The following is a 19,403-nucleotide window of genomic DNA, read 5'->3' on the forward strand; positions in this document are numbered from 1 at the left end:
CGGTCTGCTTCAGTGGCTATTTCGACGCCAGCTTGATGCCAACGGCATAGGCATTCGTATTCGCGCCTTGTGCGGACGAGCCGTAGTACGCCGCCGGATTGTTGCGCGTGTGCACAGCCAGCACGAACAGGCTCGCGATGTCATTGAGCCGCGCCATCGCGCCCACGCTGGTCTGGTTGCCGCCCAAGCCGTTCGTGCTGCATGACACGCCGCCGCTCAACGTGCAGGTGCCTGCCGTGCCGCGTGCGTGATTAGCGGCGAAGCGCCAGCGCGCATCCAGCTTGTATTCGCCGCTGACCTGGCCGGTGTAGTTGGCATACGACCTGAACTTGCCCGCAAGCGCCGCCGAATCGTCTTCGGTGTAGCGCAGGCGTGCCACGTCTGCCGCAAAGCGCCACTGGCCTTCGCTCCAGGCGCCTGTGATACGCCAGCCCTGGTCGCGCGACGTGACGGTGGCTGGCATGTTGCGAATCGACGTGGCGGCAGGCAGCGGCAAGTCTGCTGCCTTGCTCACCGGCAGCCAGTTGTTGTGCACTTCCGTCGCGAGCGCTGCATACCAGGGGCCGTTGCGCCACTGGACCGACGCTGCCGCAAGCGAAGTCTTCACGTGGTCGTTCGCCACCACGGGCCGTGTCGAGTAAGAAGCGCCGAGGTTGAAGCCCGACCACTTCGGCGAGACCCACAACAGCATGTGGTTGACGCGGTTGTTGAACGTGGTGTCGCCCGCGGCCTTCCAGCCCACGCCCGATTGCGTGCGCGCCGTGGAAACGATGTTGCCCGAGCTGACGTTCAGCAGCCGCAGCGGATCACCCGCCTCCTTGTACATCGTGTCCATCTGGCCGTAGCTCAGCCGGCCGAAGCCGGGGTGATCGACCCACACGAATGCATCGCGCGTGCGGAAGTTTTCCTGGAAGCGGCCCACGAAGTCGATGAGGCCCTGCACGTCATAGCCCAGCGTGAGGTCGCCATGGCGCAGCAACTGGCCGCGAAAGCCGATGTACGAGTTGGACCACGCCTGGTCGCGCGTAGTCGCTTTGGGGTTCGCGTTCTTGGCGAGCACGGTTGTGTCGTTGCGAAGCGTGCCCATGTTGCCAACGTCGGTTCCCGCTGCAGACGGCGTGCCGAAATGCTGCTCTTTCCACTCGGGATAGAGATTGAAATAGAACTCGAACGCGGCCGGGTCCGGCTTTGATTGCGCGTGTGCTGCCAACCAGGGCGCAACGCATGCAAGTGGCAAGAGCGCGCGCGCAATGCGCAAACGACGTGTCATGTTAGGTCCATGGTTGGTGCGCGGGGGGGGACTCGAACCCCCACACCATTGCTGGCGTCAGGACCTAAACCTGGTGCGTCTACCAATTTCGCCACCCGCGCTGGTCCTCAATCGAAAAGCGGGCTTCCAGTATTTCCGGCAAGCCCGCCCAATTCCGGTCGAGCCGCGAGTTTACTCGCGCCGCACGCGGAACCACGCCGCATACATGGCCGGCAGTGCCAACAGCGTGAGCAGCGTCGCCACGATCAGCCCGCCCATGATGGCAACAGCCATGGGGCCCCAGAACACCGAGCGCGACAGCGGGATCATCGCGAGCACCGCCGCTGCAGCCGTGAGCACGATGGGGCGCAAGCGCCGCACGGCCGACTCGACAATCGCATCCCACGCAGGAATGCCCTTGGCGCGGTCCTGCTCGATCTGGTCGATCAGGATCACCGAGTTGCGCTGGATCATGCCCATGAGCGCGATCACGCCGAGCAGCGCGACGAAGCCGAATGGCCGACCGAGCAGAATCAGCGCGCCAGCCACACCCGCAATACCCAAGGGCCCCGTGAGGAACACCAGCATCGCGCGGCTGAAGCTGTGCAACTGCAGCATCAGCAGCGTGAAGGTGATGAACAGCATGATCGGCACGCCCGCCGCAATCGAGCCCTGGCCCTTCGAGCTTTCCTCGACCGCACCGGCAACCTGGATCGCATAGCCCGCCGGCCACTTGGCTTCCAGCTCCTTGAGCTTGGGCATCAATTCGTTCGTGACCGTCGCGCCTTGCAGGCCTTCGACGATGTCGCTCTGCACAGTGATGGCGTAGTCGCGGTTCTCGCGCCACATCACGCCCGGCTCCCAGCTGAACACTGGCTTGGCGATCTGCGTGAGCGGGATGGACTTGCCAGATGCCGTGGGCAGATACGCGTTGCCGATGTCGGTGATGGCGTTGCGCTCGTCCAGCGGCTGGCGCAGCACGATGTCGATCAGCTTGTCGCCCTCGCGGTACTGGCCGACGGTGGTGCCCGAGAGAATCGTCTTCGACGCCTGCGCGATCGACTGGCTCGTGACGCCGAGTGCACGCGCCTTCGACTGATCGACTTCCAGGCGCAGCACCTTCACCGACTCGTTCCAGTTGTCGTTCACGCCGCGTGTGTTGGTGTTGGCGCGCATGGCGGCCTTCACTTCATCGGCGCGGTCGCGCAGGGTGATCGGGTCCGGCCCCACCACGCGGAACTGCACCGGGTAAGGCACCGGCGGGCCGTTGGGCAGCAGCTTGACGCGGCCGCGCACCTCGGGGAATTCCTGCGCGAGCAGTGCCGGGAACTTCACGCGAAGCTGCTCACGCAACTTCAGGTCGGCCGGCATCACGATGAACTGCGACACGTTCGATTGCGGGAACACCTGGTCGAGCGGCAGGTAAAAGCGCGGCACGCCAGAGCCCACCCAGGTGCTCACGCCCGTGACACCCGGCTCGGCCAGCAAACGCTTTTCGACTCGCTTGGTCACCTCCTCATTCGCCGCGAATGACGTGCCTTCCGGAAACCAGATGTCGACCATGATTTCCGGCCGGCTCGAATCCGGGAAGAACTGCTGCTGCACCTGGCCCATGCCGACGATGCCAAGCGCGAACGTGAGCAGCGTCGCGCCAATGGTGATCCAGCGGTGCTCCACGCACCAGTTCACCGCGCGGCGGAAGGTCCGGTAAAAGGCCGTGTCGAAGTGCTCGTGATGGTCAGGGTCGGCACCAGCCGGAACAGGCTTGGCCTTGAGCAGCAGCGTGCCGAGGTAAGGCACGAAATACACCGACACGAGCCAGCTCAACACCAGCGCTGCAACCGTCACCGCAAAGATCGCGTAGGTGTATTCGCCCACCGTCGATTTCGCCATGCCGATCGGCAGGAAGCCCGTTGCGGTGATCAGCGTGCCGGTCAACATCGGCATCGCCGTGATCTCATAGGCAAAGGTGGCGGCGCGGACCTTGTCGTAGCCCTCTTCCATCTTGCGCACCATCATCTCGACCGCAATGATCGCGTCGTCCACCAGCAGGCCCAGCGCGATGATCAGCGATCCCAGCGAGATCTTGTGCAGGCCGATGCCCAGGTAGTCCATCACGAGAAACGTCACCGCCATCACGAGCGGGATCGTGATGCCCACCACCAGGCCGGGGCGCATGTCCACGTAATAGCGCCTCCACCAGGGCAGCGTTGCCTTGTCGGGCCGCGCATGAAAGCCCAGCGCGAAGAAGCTCACCGCCAGCACGATCACCACGGCTTCGATCAGCGTGCTCACGAACTCGTTGACTGACTTCGCCACCGCTTTGGGCTGGTCCTGCAATTGCACGAGCTTGATGCCCGCTGGCAGGCCGGCTTCAATACGCAGCGCCGCCGTCTTCAGCGCCTTGCCCAGCGCAATGATGTCGCCGCCCTTGCCCATTGATACGCCGAGCGCAATCACTTCCTTGCCCTGGTTGCGCACCTTCACGCTCGGCGGGTCGATGTAGCTGCGCTTGATGTCGGCAATGTCGCCGAGCTTGAGCTGGCTGCCCGAGTTGCCGCGTATCGGCATCACGCGCAGTTGCTCCACGGTGTCGAACTGGCCGGCGACCCGCACCTGTACGGTGTCGAGCGGCGTCTGCACGGCGCCAGCGGATTCCACCGCGTTCTGCTGGCCCAGCTGCTGCAGCACCTGGTTGAAGTCGAGCCCAAGCTGCGCGAGGCGCTTTTGCGAGATCTCGATGAACAGCTTTTCGTCCTGCACGCCGAAGAGCTCAACCTTGGCAACGTCCTGCACGCGCAGCAGCTGCTGGCGCACGTCGTCAGCAAAACTCTTGAGCTCCGCATTGCTGAAGCCGCTGTCGGCCTCCAGCGCGTAGATCACGCCGTACACATCGCCGAATTCGTCGTTGAAGAACGGTCCCTGGATGCCGCCGGGCAGCGTGCCGCGGATGTCGCCGATCTTCTTGCGCGTGGTGTACCAGACGTTCGCAACTTCAGACGGCTTGGACGAGTCCTTCAGCTGGAAAATGATCTGCGACTCACCGGGCTTGGAGTAGCTGCGGATCTTGTCGGCATAGGGCACCTCTTGCAGCGTGCGCTCGATCTTGTCGGTGATCTGCTCAGCGACCTGCTGCGCCGTGGCGCCCGGCCAGTAGGTGCGCACGACCATCGCGCGGAAGGTGAATGGCGGGTCTTCGTCCTGCCCGAGCTGGAAGTACGCGGCAAAGCCGAGCAGCATCAGCACGACCATCAGGTAACGCGTGAGCGGCGCATGCTCCAGCGCCCACTTCGAGAGATTGAAACTCTCTTTGGGTTGCGACTGTGTCATGGCCGCCTCACTTCGTCGCGGGCACGGGCGCGGAGTCCGCTGCGCTGGCGAGCGTGTTGGCCGGCTCTTGCGAAGGCGCCGACTTCGCAGCGATCTGCGCTGCCTGCGCAGCGCTGGCGGCAAGCTTGTCGAGGTAGATCGTCACCTTCTCGCCAGGCGACAACACATGCACACCCGCAGACACAACCACCATGCCAGGCAAGAGGCCCGACGCGATCACGGCTTCATTGCCGTCGGCCGTTGCAATCTGCACAGGCTGCGACTTCACCGTCATGGTGGCCTTGTCGAGCACCCACACGGCTGTGCCCTGACCTTCCCTGCGCAGCGCGCTCGTGGGCAACTTGATCACCGGCGTGCCCACCATGCTCAATGACTTGGGCGACACATAGGCCGTTGCGCCCAGCGGCGCTTTCGCGTCGGAATCAAGCGCAACCTTCACAGGGTAGGTGCGCGTGGCGGGGTCAGCGCTCGCGCCGACTTCCCGGACCTTGCCGGTCAGCGTCGTGTTGTCGCTCGCCCAGATCCGAACGGCAACTTCGGAGCCTTCCTTGATGCCCGCCACCTTGTCTTCGGGTACGGAGAACACCACATCGCGCGGGCCGTCCTGCGCAATGCGCACAACGGTCGTGCCAGCGGTGACGACCTGCCCTGGCTCGGCTTCAACCGCTGTGACGACACCCGACACATCGGCCACGAGCGTGGCGTAGCCAGCCTGGTTGCCCTGCGAAGCAAGCTGCGCCTTCGCCTGGTCGAGCTGCGCCTGGGCAGCCTTGAGTGTTGCGTCGCGCCGCTCGAGTTCGGCGCCGCTGATGAAGTTCTGGTCTTTGAGTGCGGCGTAGCGCTTGTAGTCGGCGGCGGCGAGATCGCGGTTGGTCGTGGCAGCGGCTACCTGCGCACGCGCTGCATCGGCTGCGAGCTGGTAGTCGCGCGGGTCGAGCTGGGCGAGCACCTGGCCGGCCTTCACGTGCTGGCCAAGCTCGGCCTGCCGCTTGACGATCTTGCCTGCCACGCGAAAGCCCAGGCGTGATTCGACGCGGGGCTTTACCTCGCCGGAGAACTCGTGCGACGACTTGATCGTGTCGACGCCGACGGTGAGCACTTTGACCGCGCGCACTGGCGCTGGCGCCGGCTCCTGCTTGGCACAGGCGGCCAGAAGAATGACGGTGGAAAACGCTGCGGCAAGGGCCGCGGCATGGGTACTGCGCAAGGCGAAAGTCTTCGAAGGCATGGCGAACCCGGAATGAAATTGGGGAAGAAAAGACTGCGCTAATGACTGACTGGTTAGTAATCTAGGGGAATTGCTGAGCCGTGTCAATACGAAGGGCCACAATGGCAACTTGCGACGCATGGCGCACCAGTTGCTGCCTTTTGCGAGCACCCCACCCGCCACCCGCCCCTCCGTCAACTTTGCCGCCGCCCCTGCCGCCCCAGCTACTCGACCTGCTCAAGAGCGTGTCGCGATCGTTCTATTTATCGATCCGACTGCTGCCCGCGGGCTTACGCCAGCCTGTCGCCATCGCGTACCTGCTCGCTCGCGCGAGCGACACCATCGCCGACACATCCGAGCTGCCGGCCCGTGAACGCGCCACGATGCTGGAACTGTTCATGGGGCTGATTGAGGGCGCGCAACCGCCAGGCAGCGTCGAGGACATCTCGGCGTGGTTCGCGCCATTCCAGCGCAACGAAGACGAACACGCGCTCATGGTGGCGCTGCCGCAATGCTTCGCCTGGATGGCGCAGCTGGGCCCGCAGGACCTTGACGCCGTGCGCGAGGTGCTCGCCAGCATCACGCGCGGCCAGCAGCTGGACGTCGAGCGCTTTGGCGAGCCGGCCACCATCGCGTCGCTGCAATCGCCTGGCGAGCTCGACGAGTACACCTGGCTCGTCGCAGGCAGCGTCGGCGAATTCTGGACACGCATGTGCTTTCGCCACCTTCCGGATTTTTCAAACCTGCCTGAAGAACGGATGCTGGAACTCGCGAAGTCTTATGGCAAAGGCCTGCAGCTGGTGAACATCCTGCGCGACGTGGGAGAAGACCTTGCGGCGGGTCGCTGCTACCTGCCGGCGCACGAGCTGGCAGCCGCTGGCGTGGCGCCTGGCGACCGCATCATGAACGCGGCAGCGCTGCAGCCCGTGTGGCAGAAGTGGCTGCACCTTGCACAGCAGCGCCTGGACGACGGAATGCTCTACGCCAGCGCTGTGAAGCCCCGGCGCGTGCGAGCTGCCAGCGCCCTGCCCGCCCTGCTGGGCGCGCGGACCCTCGCCTTGCTGCGCGCGGACGGGCTGGCAGGCGCCATGGCACACCGCGTGAAGATGGACCGCACCCAGGTGCAGGGCTTGCTGCTGCGCCTGGCGCTGACGCTGGCAAGCCCTGCATCGCTGGCCGCGCAGTACCGGCGCATGGGACAGGGGCAATGAGCGCTTGCGGATGGGACAATCCGCCGACATGACACCGCAAGAGTACGTCCAGCAAAAGGCGGCCGCCTCAGGCAGCAGCTTCTACTACGCCTTCCTTTTTTTGCCGAAGCCGCGCCGCGCGGCCATCACCGCGTTCTATGCGTTCTGCCGCGAAGTCGATGACGTGGTGGATGAAGTGAGCGATCCGGGCGTCGCGCGCACCAAGCTCGCCTGGTGGCAGGCCGAAGTAGCCCGGGCCTACGCGGGCCAGCCGGAGCATCCCGTGATGCAGGCACTGATGCCCTGCGCACACGACTACAGCATCACCCAGGCCCAGCTGCAAGCCGTGATCGAAGGCTGCCAGATGGACCTGGAGCAGACGCGCTACCTCGACTTCATCGGCCTGGAGCGCTACTGCCATCTGGTCGCCGGCGTGGTGGGCGAAGTGTCCGCCTCGATCTTCGGCCAGACACAGCCACAGACCACCGCCTACGCCCACAAGCTTGGCCTGGCATTCCAGCTCACGAACATCATTCGCGATGTCGGCGAAGACGCCATGCGCGGGCGCATTTACCTGCCGCTGGACGAGATGCAGAAGTTCGACGTGAAAGCCCACGAGATCGTCAACCGCCTCTACTCTGACCGCTTCACCGCGCTGATGAAGTTCCAGGCCGATCGCGCACAGAAGCTCTACGACGAAGCACTCGCCCTGCTGCCCCACGAAGACCGCCGCAGCCAGAAGCCGGGCCTGATGATGGCCAGCATCTATCGCACGCTGCTCAGGGAAATCGAACAGGACGGCTTCCAGGTGCTGCACCAGCGCGTGAGCCTCACGCCGCTGCGCAAGTTCTGGCTGGCGTGGAAGGTGCAGGCGCTCGGCCGGCTCTGACCGCGCCTGCCCCGCCCTAGCGGAACAGGTCGGCCAGCTCGCCCAGATGGGCGAGCGTGACTTGCGGCTGCAGCTCGTGGGGCCAGAGGTGATCGGCGCGGTTCACCCAGCCCGCCTGCATGCCGGCGTTGAGCGCGCCCAGCACATCGAGCGTCGCGTCGTCGCCGATATGCAGCACATCTTCGGGCTGCACATCGATGGCACCTGCAGCCGCCAGGAAGATGCGCGGGTCCGGCTTGCCCACACCGAACTCGCGAGCACTGATCGACGCGCGAAAGAACCGGGCAAGCCCGACGCGCCCGACATCGGCGTTGCCATTCGAAATGCTCACCAGCGGGAACCGCTGCGCGAGATGCTCCAGCGCAGGCAACGCGTCGTCGAAAAGCGTCACGCGCTGCCGCTCGGCAAAGAACACCTCGAAGGCCTCTTCTGCGAGCAGCGGGTTTTCGCCGGCGCGGTACAGGGCCAGGCGAATCGACTCGCGGCGCACCGCGCTCAGGTCGTATCGCAGGTCGGGCCGGTTGGTCGACATGTAGTCGCGGATCTCACGCAGGGCCGAAGGGCTGGAGAAGAGCGTCGCCGCCATTGGCGTGTTGTGCACCATCCAGTCGTGCAGCACTCGCTCGGCGCGCTCGATCGTCGGCCAGATCGGCCACAAAGTGTCGTCAAGGTCGAGCGAAATGGCCTTGATCCGGGTCACGTCCAGCATGTCGGGGAGAATACCGCACATGGCGTCCTCCGATGGCTTCAACCCTGAACCCGAATTCACTCATGGCCGTGCTGCCCGCACGGCCATTCTTTACTGCAACCTCGGGACACCGGATGAGCCGACAGCGCCTGCCGTGCGCCGCTATCTTGCGCAGTTTCTGGGTGACAGGCGCGTGGTCGAAATTCCTCGCATCGTGTGGCTGCCGCTGCTCTACGGCGTGATCCTGCCGCTGCGTGCTGGCAAGTCAGCTGCCAAGTACGCCTCCATCTGGGAGCCTGAAGGCTCGCCGCTTCGCATCTGGACTGAAAAGCAGGCCAAGCTGCTGCAGGGCTGGCTCGCGGTGCGGGGCCATGACGCGCCGGTGCGGTTTGCGATGCGCTATGGCCAGCCGTCGATTGCGTCGCAGCTCGATGCGCTCAAGGCCGAGGGCGCCACGCGCATCCTCATCCTGCAGGCGTATCCGCAGTACGCAGGGTCAACCACGGCCAGCGTGATCGACGCGGTTTCGCAATGGACGCAAACCACGCGCAACGTGCCTGAGCTGCGCTTCGTCAACCGCTATCACGATGACCGCGGCTACTTGCAGGCGCTGGCGCAGCGCGTCGAGCGCCACTGGCAGGCCAATGGCACAGGCCACCTGCTCATGAGCTTTCACGGTGTGCCAGAGCGCACGCTGCACCTGGGCGACCCGTACCACTGCGAATGCCTCAAGACGGCGCGAATGCTGGCCGAGTGGCTGCGGCTGGAGCCCTCGCAATACACCGTGACGTTCCAGTCGCGCTTCGGCAAAGCCAAATGGCTGGAGCCCTACACCGAGCCAACGCTGCAGGCATTGGCGGCCAAAGGCGTCGATCGCGTGGATGTGATCTGCCCCGGCTTCACGAGCGACTGCCTGGAGACACTTGAAGAAATCGCCATGGAAGGCCGCGACGCGTTCCTCGCCGCAGGTGGCAAGACGTTCCACTACGTCTCGTGCCTGAACGATGACCCCGCGTGGATTGCGGCGCTCGGCGGCATTGCCGAAAAGCATATGGCTGGCTGGCCGACGAAAGTGCCGGCCGATACTGCCGCATTGGCTCGCTCGCGCGAGGCGGCGATGCTCAGGGGCGCTGCGCGCTAGTCGTTCTGCCAGGCTTGAGCCTGACCCCAACTCACCAGTTCACTGGTCAGCCGGCCGCGCATGCCGGTCAATGAACGACATGACCAGATCGAGTTGCGCGGGAACATTGAGCGCAGGCGCATGCCCGCACCCTTCGATCTCCACGACACGCACCAGGCCTTGAAGACCTGGGCCGCGCGCCATCATTTCGTCGGTCGTCTCGCGCAGCACCAGGTCTGATTCAGCGCCGCGCAGGCACAGCACCGGCACGCGCACCTGGTCGTAGTGGTTCCAGATCAGGTAGTCGTCGGCGTGATCGGTCAACTGCCGCACCATCTGCGGGTCGTAGTGCGGCGTGATGCGCCCGTCCGGCAAGCGCCGCGCCGATGTTTCGCTCAGGCGCCTCCACTGCGCATCGCTCAGCCAGCCGAAGGGCTTGTACACCTGCCGCAGGAATGCTTCGAGCTGCGCCATGGTCTCGAACGCCGGCGGGTTGCCTGCATAGGCGCGAATGCGCGCCAGCGCGGGCTCGGCCAGCTGTGGCGCGTTGTCGTTCAACACCAGGCTTTTGATCCGCGTCTTCATCGCCGGCTCGTACAGGCCAGCGGCGCACACAGTGCCAATTGCACCGCCCATGGATGTGCCGACCCAATGCGCCTGGCCAATGCCCAGCTGGTCGAACAGCGCTGCGGCCAGCTTTGCATAGAAGGCCAGCGTGTATTCGTTGGCCGGGTCGGGGCTCCATTGCGAGAGCCCGCGGCCCAGCGTGTCGGGGCAGATCACGCGATAGCGCGACGAAAGGTGCTGCGCCAGCTCGTCCATGTCACGGCCCGTGCGCGCAAGGCCGTGCCACGCAATCACGACGTCCTCGTGCTGCGCGCCCCACTCCATGAAGTGGATTTCGCGGCCGGCGCAGGTCGCATAGCGGGACGAGGGTTGCGTCACTTTCAGCCTTTCATTTCAGCAGCTTGCCGGTGCTGCCGATCACCGTCACTTCCACGTAGTGCGAACCGATGCGGTTGTCGGGCGAAAAATTCACCGCAATGCCGCCGAGATCGAACTGGCCCATATTCTCCAGCGCCTTCAACACCTTCGCGCGCGTCGGGTTCGGCCCCGCGCGGCGCAGCCCTTCCACCAACACCTTCGCGCCGAGGAATTCCTCGAAGCTGGTGTAGTTGATGTCTTCCTTGGGTGCATGCTTCTTCAGCAGTTCCTGGTATTCGCGGATGACTGGCAGGTTCGCCATGTACGGATAGGGCACGACCTGGCTGATGCCCAGTCCGTGTGCGTTTTTCAGGCCGGCGAGCTTGACCAGCTCGCTCGGGTCCACCACCGAGATGTTCAGCAATTGCGCCCCGCCGCCTGACTCCCGGTATTGTTTGACGAAAGCCGCTGTCGACTTGTTGACGGAGATCATGATGATCGCCTGCGGATCGGCCGCCTTGATCTTCGCAACGGCCTGCGCCACCTTGTCGGTGTTGCGCTCGTAGCCGGCAGTGGCGGCCAGCTTCAGCTCGCGCCTGGTCATCGCCTTTTCGACACCAGCGAGCCCCGCCTTGCCGAAGCCGTCGTCCTGGTACATCACGGCGATGCGTTTCATGCCCAGCGTGGTGAGCTGCTGCACCATGTGCTCGGCCTCGTCGGCATAGCCCGCGCGCACATGGAAAATCCATTGGTTGAAGGGGTTGCGCAGAGGCTCACCGCCTGTGTAGGGCGCCACAAGCGCGGCGCCGCCCTCCTCGAGAATTCCGTCAGTCAGCAGCTTGCCGACGTTCGCCGTGCCGGCAAAGCCGAACAGCGCCACAACCTCCGGCCGGGCCAGCATCTCCTTCGTGAGGCGCACGGTCTCATCAACCTTGTACGCATCGTCGGACACGATGACCTTGATCTTCTGGCCGTTGATGCCGCCCTTGGCGTTGATGTGGTCGAAGTACAGCTTGCCACCCAGCACCATCTGCGCCCCGGTGGAAGCGAGCACGCCCGACAGGGGCGCGACTTGCGCGATGGTGATGTCACCCGCCAGCGCAATGTGGCCCGACACGGCGAGGGCTAGCCCCGCCAGGGCCCTGCGGCCCAGCGATAGTCCTGAATTCACGGTTTGTCTCCTACTGCTTGAAAAGAGTCATCCCTGATGTCGCCGGGCTTTGCCGCAGGGAGCGTGCGCCCCCTGCGAGCCTCTGGTCGACTAGTTCGGAATTGCCAGCGAGGTGCCGGTGAATCCGATCTGGTTGCCCGCGGCGGGCGCGGCGCTGATGGCCGGCACGTTGGTGGCCGTGATCGCCGGCGCCGGGCTCACACCACCGCGCGGTGTTGTGCGCACCACCTGGCTCGGCGGCAGCGCCGTGCCGTTCTTCAGGAAGGCGTACATCGCGTCCATCGACTGGTTGAAGTACGGGTGCAGCGGCACGAAGCGCGTGTCCCAGCCCGACAGCGGGATGAACGTGTCGAAGTGCTGCGCATTCGTGACCTCGACGTAGCGCACCTTGGAGCCCGCGCCTTCCAGCAACTTGTTGAACGCCACGTAGGCGCGCGAGTTGTTGTTGACCGGCACGAGCGCATCGCTGCGGCCCGCCACGATGATCGTCGGCTTGCCGTGCAGGTCGCCATTGATGCGCACTTCATTGATGCCTGCGCGCACTGCGGCGCTTTGGGCTGCGGTGGGATAGCTGCCGGCCGTCAATGCGGCACCCGTCACCGTATCGACGCCCGTCACGAGCGCGCGCTGGCACAGCGCCGTGTCCAGGCCGAAGTCTGCAACGCCCGTGGAAGGCGACACGGCGAACTGCCAGGCCTTTGCACCGCCGAACGAGTCGTTGTAGACCGGTGTGGCGGGCGAGCCATTGGCCGTTCCGTTGCCAACAGCAAAGCCCGTCGCCTTCGTCACCGGATTCACGGCGATGACCGAGCCTGTGGCGTCGACCTGCGCGAAGCTGGTGTTGCAGACGTTGTCGAGCACCGGGAAGCGGCCGTACATCACCGGGTACATCGCCGACAGAATCGCCGCGTTGCCCAGGCCGTAGTGTGCGTTGTGCATCTGGTCGTTGTCTGTCGTCCAGCCGAAGGCGCGCAGCTTGGCCAGCGCGTCGAGCGAACGGGCTGCGGTGTCGGCGCCGGTGACCAGGCCCTTCGCAGCGAGGCTGTCGCAGCGTGCCGTGGCGCGCGCCGTCATGCCAGCGATACCCATGTAGTTGAAGAACGTCGCTTCTGCCAGTGCAGCAGGCGCAGCCAGTGCAGCGCACGGCTGGTAGAGGTTGCCGTACGTGACGAAGTCGGCCAGCTGTTTGCCGTAACCCGCAACGGGCGTGCCGCCCACCGTGATGCCGTAGCCAAACGTCGATGGCATTTCCGCCACCGGCTCCGATGCAACGATACCGTCGATCAGCCCCGTGGAATCAAGCTCGCCGGCACGCAGCACCGCCGCGCCGCCGTTGGAGGCGGAGCCTGCGATCACGATGGTGTTGTCGGCGCGGAACTTCACCGGCTCGGAGGCCGTGCCGTAGCGGTCGTTGAGCACGTAGAGTGCATAGCGCGCGGCCACCAGCGTGTCGCTGCCCCAGTCCTTTTCAGGATTGAGTTGCGAATGCACTTGCTTGAGCGCGAGGCGGTTGGGGAACAGCGCGTTGTAGGTCGCACGCGCTGCATCGGTGATGTTGGCTGCAAAGTGGCTCAGTGCGCCGGCAGCCGTGCGTGTGGCACGTGTGCCGTCCACCTTGTTCACCGTGTCGTCGGTCATGTCGTACAGGCCCATGCCTTTGCCCGCATCCGTCAACGCAACGGCACAACCGTGCTTCAAGCCCCACTCGCCTGCCGTGCCAATCGCGCCATACACGCCGCGCGAACCGGACGACGGGCCAACCACCACGCACGGGTTGGCAACGTCGAAGCTGTCGGGCACTTGCACGGCCATCACCACGCGCTTGCGGCCCGTGCCGTCATCGAGCGACGCCAGGTACTCGCGGCCGGGAATCAGCCCTTCGCCTGACGTGACCGTGCCTGAGGCCGTGACGTTCGGGCCGTACAGCGAGCCATAGCCACCACCAGCGCTCGGGTCGAGAATGCCGCGGTAATTGGAATACAACGCATTGCGGCGCAGTTCAGCCGCTGTGGGATTGAGCGAGTCCGCGTAGGCGGGCGCGGCTGCGGCGCCCAAGCCGCTCTTGCCGATGCCGCCCGTGAGCAAGTCCTGCGTCGCGGCGGTGGAGCCAGGCGTCGTCGCCGCCACCGATGTGGCTGCATACACGGTGACCGAGTGCTGCGTGACGCCATCGGGAATCACATTGGTGGCCACACCGGAGCCACCACCACCGCCGCCGCCACCACCACAACCGGCGAGCGCAATTGCGCCCATTGCCGACACCGTGGCCAGGCGCGAGGCCTTGGCCAGTTTCAGAGTCTTCCTGTTCATCGTCGTTGTCTCCTGCGTTGAAATGAAAAGCACGGTCAGCGGTTGACCTGTGCGGCGCGCAAGCGCCCCACGATCCCGGTGGGAAAGTAATAAACTGACAGCACGAACAGCAGACCCAGCCACAGCAGCCAGCGGTCCGGCGACAGGAGCGCCGCGAGCCACGGCAGGCCCGATGCCGCGTCGCTGCCGAGCTTGAGCAGGTCTTGCAAGTAACTTTGGGCGACGACAAAAATGCCGGAGCCCAGCGCCGCGCCGTAAATCGTTCCCATGCCGCCGATCACCACGATCAGCAACACGTCGAGCATGATTTCGAACGACAGCGACGTGTCGGGGCCGTTGTAGCGAAGCCAGATCGCGAGCATGGCGCCCGCCAGCGTGGCAAACAGTGCCGACAACACGCTGGCCGTCGTGCGATAGACCACCACGCGGTAGCCGACGGCCTCCGCCCGGAATTCGTTCTCGCGGATCGCCTGCAGCACACGCCCGAACGGCGAGTTCACGATGCGCAGCATGGCGAGCAGCAACACGATGGTTGTGAAGAACAGCAGGTAGTAGCAAACGAGCCGTCCGTCGAAGCCATCCATGAGCTGGAATCCTGGCGACAGCACTTCGGGCATCTTGAACGTCAGGCCATCTTCACCGCCGGTGATGTCCGACAGTTGCGAAGCGAGCGTCTGGAAGGCCGCCGCCACGGCCAGGGTGATCATCGAGAAGAAGATCGCCTTCACCCGCAGCGAGAACAAGCCTATTGCCGCGGCGAGCACGAACGACAGCGCGAGCGCAACCATGATGCCGACCGCAATCGACGACCAGCCCGGGCCTATGCGCGTCGAGGCAATCGCAACACCATAAGCACCAATGCCGTAGAACATGGTGTGCGCAAAACTCACGATGCCCGTGTAGCCGAGCAGCAAGTCAAAGCTGGCGACCAGCACGATGAAGATCAGGATCTTGGCGGCCACATTGAGCGCCTTGACGCCGGGCACCAGCACCGGCACGAACGCCAGGGCAATCAGCATGGCAACGAGCAGAACGGCGAGCACGCGGCTGCGCGGCAAGTCGGCGGAGAGAAGTCGTGTGAGCATGGCTTTCCTCCCCTTACTTCGACAGCGCGTAAACGCCTTGCGGGCGCCACAGCAGGATGGCCATCATCAGCGCGATGTTCGAGAACAGCGCTGCCTTGGGCACGAGAAAGCCGGTGTAGTTCGCCATCAGGCCCACCAGCAGCGCACCGACAAGCGCACCCGTGGTGGAGCCCAGCCCGCCAATGATCAGCACGATGAAGATCAGCACATTGACCTGCGCGCCCATCTGCGGAATCACGTTCTGCTGGTACAGCCCCCACATCACGCCGCCCAGGCCCGCCAGTGCGCTGCCCACAACAAACACGCCAACGAACAGCACGCGGATGCGATAGCCGAGCGACTCGACCATCTCGCGGTCTTGCACGCCGGCGCGAATGAGCAGGCCGATCTTCGTGCGCGTGAGCGTCCAGAGCAGCACACCAAAGACCAGCGAGCCGACGACCACAGCGATGAGGCGGTATTTCTCGATGCCTGCGTCGCCAAAGAGGATCGTGCCGCGCATGCCTTCGGGCAGCGGCAGCGCGATCTGCAATGGCCCCCAGATCACCTTGATCAGCTCTTCGCCGATGATCATGCCGCCCATGGTGATGAGGATCTGCTTGAGGTGGTTGCCATAGACGGGGCGCACGATGAACCGCTCGAAGGCCAGGCCCACCGCTGCAGCCACGAGCATGGCAATCACCATCGCCGGCAGCACAGCCATCATGTTGACCAGCAGGCTCTGCGACGAGGTGTAGTCGCCCATCGCACCGAGCACGCTGGTGGCGACAAACGCGCCGAGGGCGATGAACACGCCGTGGCCGAAATTGAGCACATCCATCAGGCCGAACACGAGCGTCAGGCCCGAGGCGATGATGAAAATGATCATTCCCATTGCCAGGCCCGCCACCGTGAGCGTCACCCACGTGGAGCCGGAGCCGATGAAAGGGAACACCAGCAGTGCGAGTGCCGGCACCAGTGCGAGCGGCTTCCAGTCGAAATCAAACTTGTTCATACAACTACCCCCACGCTTGGCACTTCGTTTCCTGCGCTGCCCCCCGAGGGGGCCTTGGCGGCTTCGGGCGGCCGTGCGGCGCTCATATGGCCAACCCCAGCAGCGAATGTTGGAGCGCTTCATCGTCGGCCAGCGCGCGCATCGAACCTGCATGGACGACCACCCCGTTGTCCATCACGACGACGGTGTCGCCCAGCCGCTTGGCAAAGTTGATGTTCTGCTCGACCAGCAGGATCGTCACGCCGCTTCCTTTCAGCTGCGCGAACGCGTCGATCATGTTGTTGATGATGGCGGGCGCGAGGCCCTTGCTCGGCTCGTCGATGATCAGCAGCTCACGCGGCTCCACGATGGCGCGCGCCACGGCCAGCATCTGCTTCTGGCCGCCCGACAACTTGCCCGCCGGGTGCGACCAGAACTTTTCCACGGCGGGAAACAGCTCGAAGATCCACTGCAGCCGCGCCTCGTCGATCTGCGACACATTGCGTGCAGACCGCGCAGCCAGCAGCATGTTCTCGCGGACAGTGAGGTCCGAGAAAATGCCCATGTTCTCCGGCACATACGCCACCTTGAGTGCGGCGATAGCAGGCGTGGGCATCTGCGTGATGTCCTGGCCATTGAAGGTGATGCGGCCTTGCGAGGCGCGCCACAGGCCCATGATGGTTCGCAGTGTCGTGGTCTTGCCCGCGCCGTTGCGCCCGAGCAGCATGGTGAGCTGGCCGCGTGGCACTGCGAGGTCCACGCCGTGCAGGATGTGATAGGCGCCGATGTGCGTGTGCACGCCTTCAAGCGCAAGCAGGTTGGCCGTCATGGCAAGTCTCCCTGGCGCTCGATTTCCGGCGGCAACGCGCCGCGCGTGGGTGCAGGTGTCGGCGGGATGGCCGGCACGCCCAGGTAAGCCTCCTGGACGATGGGCGACGCGATCACTTCTGCCGGCTCGCCATCGGCCACGAGCGAGCCGTTGTGCAGCACGATGATGCGGTCTGCCAGTTCGCGCACGACGTCCATCTTGTGCTCCACGAGCAGGATCGTCTTGCTGGGGTCTTCCTTGAGTTTGCGGATCAGGTTGAGGATGACGGGCGCTTCCACGGCATTCATGCCTGCCGTGGGCTCGTCAAACATGAACACCTGCGATTCGAGCGCCATCAGCAAGGCCACCTCGAGCTTGCGCTGGTCGCCGTGTGGCAGGCTCATGACGGGCTCGCCCGCCTTGTCGGCCATGCTCACCGCATTCAGGATTTCATCGGCACGCTGCGTGAGCGCCTTGTGGTCGCTCCAGATGCTCCACAGGTTGTAGCCGTGGCGGTGTGCGCCTTCGCGCGTCGCCTGCACGGCCAGCCGCACGTTCTCGAGCACCGTCAATCGGGGAAACAGGTTGGTGAGCTGGAACGCGCGGCCAAGCCCGGCGCGCGTGCGCTGCGATGCAGACAGGCCGGACAAGTCCCTCCCATTGAGCGTGACTTGCCCGGACGTCGCCTTGAGCTGCCCGGAGATGAGGTTGAAGTAAGTGGTCTTGCCCGCGCCATTGGGGCCCACGATGGCAGTCAGCGTGCCTGGCTGGAAAGCACAGGTCACCGCATTGACTGCCACGTGGCCACCAAAGCGCACGGTCAGGTCCTGGGTCGCGAGCAGGCTCATGGTTCTTTCGTTACTGCGCAGGGACAGTGGCTATGGACATGTCCCAATGATGTAGTAGTTCGTGCCGGTCATCTTCAGCGTCGTGGTCGTGAAGGTGTTCCACAGGCCCATGTTCTGGTTGGAGCCATTGGCCAGCGCGTAGCCGCCCGACTGGTGCGCGCGCCCTGCTGTCGTGTGCGCATAGTTGCTCGCCGTGTAGCAGGTGGCGGGCGGTGGCGCGGTACCTGTGGTCGTTCCGGTGGCGCCTGCTGAGGTAGCGCCCTGGGTGCCGGCGCTATCGACGCCTGCCACGGTCCACGTGTACGTGGTGGCTGCGGCAAGGCCCGTGTCGGTGTAGGTCGTTGCGGTGACGCCGGTTGCGTTCACCTTGTTGCCGTTGCGGAACACGTTGTAGCTTGCCGCGCCGGAAACAGCGCCCCACGTGATGGCCATCGTGCTCGTTGTCGCACCGGAAGTTGCCACGGCCGTGGGCGCGGGCAGCGAACCCGAGCCGCCGCCGCCGCCGCCCGAGCCGGCGCCTGACGACACCTTGTCCACCATCGCCTTGATCGCCGCCATCTGCGTGCCGGCCTTCTGCGCGAAGTTGGTGCCATACCAGCCGATCCAGTCCCAGCACGCATTCGGGTTCGCGAGCGAGCCGCTGGCCGCTGTCGAACGGCTCGTGTTGTCCACCTTCGTTTGCGGGAACAGCACGATGATGTTGTTCGTGTCGGCCCAGCGCGTGTAGCCGGTGTTCTTCACGAACTGTGTATTGATCTTGTCGGTGCTTTGCTGGCAGCCATGCAATGCCACGTGCAGCTTGCACTGCGCGCCGCTGGAGCAGCTCGAAGGCACATAGATCCAGCCTGACGATGCCATGCCCGGATTGCTCGTGAAGGCCGTCTGGTCGAACTCGATGTAGTTGGCGGCAGCAGGCGCGTTGTTGCGCGCGTTGAGCGTGCCGTAGAACTTAGAGAGTGCTTCCTTGGCACCGTCGTAGCTGCAGTTGCTGATGTAGGGCGAGGCAGCGGTGCCGCAAGCGTTGTTGCCCGTCGAATCAAAGTCCGTAGGGAAGACATGCGCCGTGCTCGCACGCTGCACGTAAGTGAGGTTCGCAGCCGGCACGCCGTTGTTCGTGTACTGCGTCTTCAGCCCGGCCATCGGGTTAGGGCCGACCGTGGTGTCGCTGGACCCCACGAACATGAAGATCTTCTGCGTCGCGATGTTCGACTTGTTGTCGATCGCGCCGCTCGTGCTCCAGTTGTTGATGTCCGTCTGCATCGTGGACAGCATCGCGCTGCTGATCGTCGCGTTGTACATGCAGGCGGTGTAGTTGCTGTGGCCGGCGCACATGTACGGCCCCGCAGCAAAAATGCCGACGCCGCGGAACGTTGCCGAATAGGCAATGCCCAGCTGGTTCGCCATGAACCCGCCCGAGGACAGGCCCGACACCGAGGTCTGGGACGTATCCACGTTGAGGGCGGGCAGCGGCACGGCTGCGTGTGTCACGCAAGCCAGCGCCGTCACTGCAGCGGCGGCCAGCATCCTGATTGATCGAAAAAACATCGAGCGTCTCCTGTTAGCGGTTGGAATCGAAGCGAACTGCAACCTGCGCCCGATGTGTCCCGGGCT

General features: G+C 64.6%; 15 protein-coding genes and 1 tRNA gene. 3 read left to right on the forward strand and 13 right to left on the reverse strand.

The window, feature by feature from the left end; translation table 11 throughout:
- Nucleotides 1–16: 16 nt before the first annotated feature.
- The 4 genes from GHT07_RS08645 to GHT07_RS08660 form a co-directional block, all read right to left on the reverse strand.
- Nucleotides 17–1,270: a porin gene (locus GHT07_RS08645; RefSeq protein ID WP_153584688.1), complete on the reverse strand. Its 1,254-nt coding sequence runs from the start codon at nucleotides 1,268–1,270 to the stop codon at nucleotides 17–19.
- Nucleotides 1,271–1,284: 14 nt separating this feature from the next.
- Nucleotides 1,285–1,371 (reverse strand) — tRNA-Leu (locus GHT07_RS08650).
- Nucleotides 1,372–1,441: 70 nt separating this feature from the next.
- Nucleotides 1,442–4,579, reverse strand: coding sequence for an efflux RND transporter permease subunit (locus tag GHT07_RS08655; RefSeq protein ID WP_153584689.1), 3,138 nt, complete (start codon nucleotides 4,577–4,579; stop codon nucleotides 1,442–1,444).
- Nucleotides 4,580–4,586: 7 nt separating this feature from the next.
- Entirely contained in the window at nucleotides 4,587–5,807 is a 1,221-nt protein-coding gene (locus tag GHT07_RS08660) for an efflux RND transporter periplasmic adaptor subunit (RefSeq protein WP_153584690.1), read from the reverse strand.
- Between the two features lie 179 nt (nucleotides 5,808–5,986).
- Here GHT07_RS08660 and GHT07_RS08665 point away from each other — a divergent pair, with 179 nt between their 5' ends.
- The gene (locus tag GHT07_RS08665; protein WP_228488255.1) at nucleotides 5,987–6,997 is read left to right on the forward strand and encodes a phytoene/squalene synthase family protein; all 1,011 of its coding nucleotides are present in this window, start codon (nucleotides 5,987–5,989) and stop codon (nucleotides 6,995–6,997) included.
- 28 nt (nucleotides 6,998–7,025) lie between these two features.
- Nucleotides 7,026–7,865, forward strand: a complete 840-nt coding sequence (gene hpnD, locus GHT07_RS08670; RefSeq protein WP_153584692.1) for a presqualene diphosphate synthase HpnD — start codon at nucleotides 7,026–7,028, stop codon at nucleotides 7,863–7,865.
- A 16-nt stretch (nucleotides 7,866–7,881) separates the two neighbouring features.
- Here hpnD and GHT07_RS08675 read toward each other — a convergent pair whose 3' ends face one another.
- Nucleotides 7,882–8,574, reverse strand: a complete 693-nt coding sequence (locus GHT07_RS08675; RefSeq protein ID WP_153584849.1) for an HAD family hydrolase — start codon at nucleotides 8,572–8,574, stop codon at nucleotides 7,882–7,884.
- Between the two features lie 19 nt (nucleotides 8,575–8,593).
- Between GHT07_RS08675 and hemH the strand changes: the two genes are divergently transcribed.
- Nucleotides 8,594–9,694: a ferrochelatase gene (gene hemH / locus GHT07_RS08680; protein ID WP_153584693.1), complete on the forward strand. Its 1,101-nt coding sequence runs from the start codon at nucleotides 8,594–8,596 to the stop codon at nucleotides 9,692–9,694.
- Nucleotides 9,695–9,733: 39 nt separating this feature from the next.
- On the opposite strand, the gene GHT07_RS08685 is transcribed toward hemH, so the two are convergent.
- The 8 genes from GHT07_RS08685 to GHT07_RS08720 all read right to left on the reverse strand — a co-directional run bounded on the left by GHT07_RS08685 (nucleotide 9,734) and on the right by GHT07_RS08720 (nucleotide 19,337).
- Entirely contained in the window at nucleotides 9,734–10,564 is an 831-nt protein-coding gene (locus tag GHT07_RS08685) for an alpha/beta fold hydrolase (protein WP_153584850.1), read from the reverse strand.
- A gap of 64 nt (nucleotides 10,565–10,628) precedes the next feature.
- Nucleotides 10,629–11,768 (reverse strand): ABC transporter substrate-binding protein, encoded by a 1,140-nt coding sequence (locus GHT07_RS08690; protein ID WP_323740848.1) that lies wholly within the window; start codon nucleotides 11,766–11,768, stop codon nucleotides 10,629–10,631.
- 90 nt (nucleotides 11,769–11,858) lie between these two features.
- Nucleotides 11,859–14,078, reverse strand: a complete 2,220-nt coding sequence (locus GHT07_RS08695) for a 3-hydroxybutyrate oligomer hydrolase family protein (RefSeq protein WP_153584694.1) — start codon at nucleotides 14,076–14,078, stop codon at nucleotides 11,859–11,861.
- A gap of 35 nt (nucleotides 14,079–14,113) precedes the next feature.
- Entirely contained in the window at nucleotides 14,114–15,163 is a 1,050-nt protein-coding gene (locus tag GHT07_RS08700) for a branched-chain amino acid ABC transporter permease (protein WP_153584695.1), read from the reverse strand.
- Between the two features lie 13 nt (nucleotides 15,164–15,176).
- The gene (locus tag GHT07_RS08705; RefSeq protein ID WP_153584696.1) at nucleotides 15,177–16,157 is read right to left on the reverse strand and encodes a branched-chain amino acid ABC transporter permease; all 981 of its coding nucleotides are present in this window, start codon (nucleotides 16,155–16,157) and stop codon (nucleotides 15,177–15,179) included.
- 82 nt (nucleotides 16,158–16,239) lie between these two features.
- Complete coding sequence (locus GHT07_RS08710; RefSeq protein ID WP_153584697.1) at nucleotides 16,240–16,965, reverse strand: ABC transporter ATP-binding protein; 726 nt, start codon at nucleotides 16,963–16,965, stop codon at nucleotides 16,240–16,242.
- Nucleotides 16,962–17,792, reverse strand: a complete 831-nt coding sequence (locus GHT07_RS08715; protein ID WP_153584698.1) for an ABC transporter ATP-binding protein — start codon at nucleotides 17,790–17,792, stop codon at nucleotides 16,962–16,964. Before GHT07_RS08715 ends, GHT07_RS08710 begins: the two co-directional genes overlap by 4 nt.
- A 30-nt stretch (nucleotides 17,793–17,822) precedes the next feature.
- Complete coding sequence (locus tag GHT07_RS08720) at nucleotides 17,823–19,337, reverse strand: extracellular catalytic domain type 2 short-chain-length polyhydroxyalkanoate depolymerase (RefSeq protein WP_153584699.1); 1,515 nt, start codon at nucleotides 19,335–19,337, stop codon at nucleotides 17,823–17,825.
- Between the last annotated feature and the right edge of the window lie 66 nt (nucleotides 19,338–19,403).

Origin of the sequence: Caenimonas koreensis DSM 17982, from assembly GCF_009646335.1 — a bacterium.
Lineage (GTDB): Bacteria > Pseudomonadota > Gammaproteobacteria > Burkholderiales > Burkholderiaceae_C > Ramlibacter > Ramlibacter koreensis.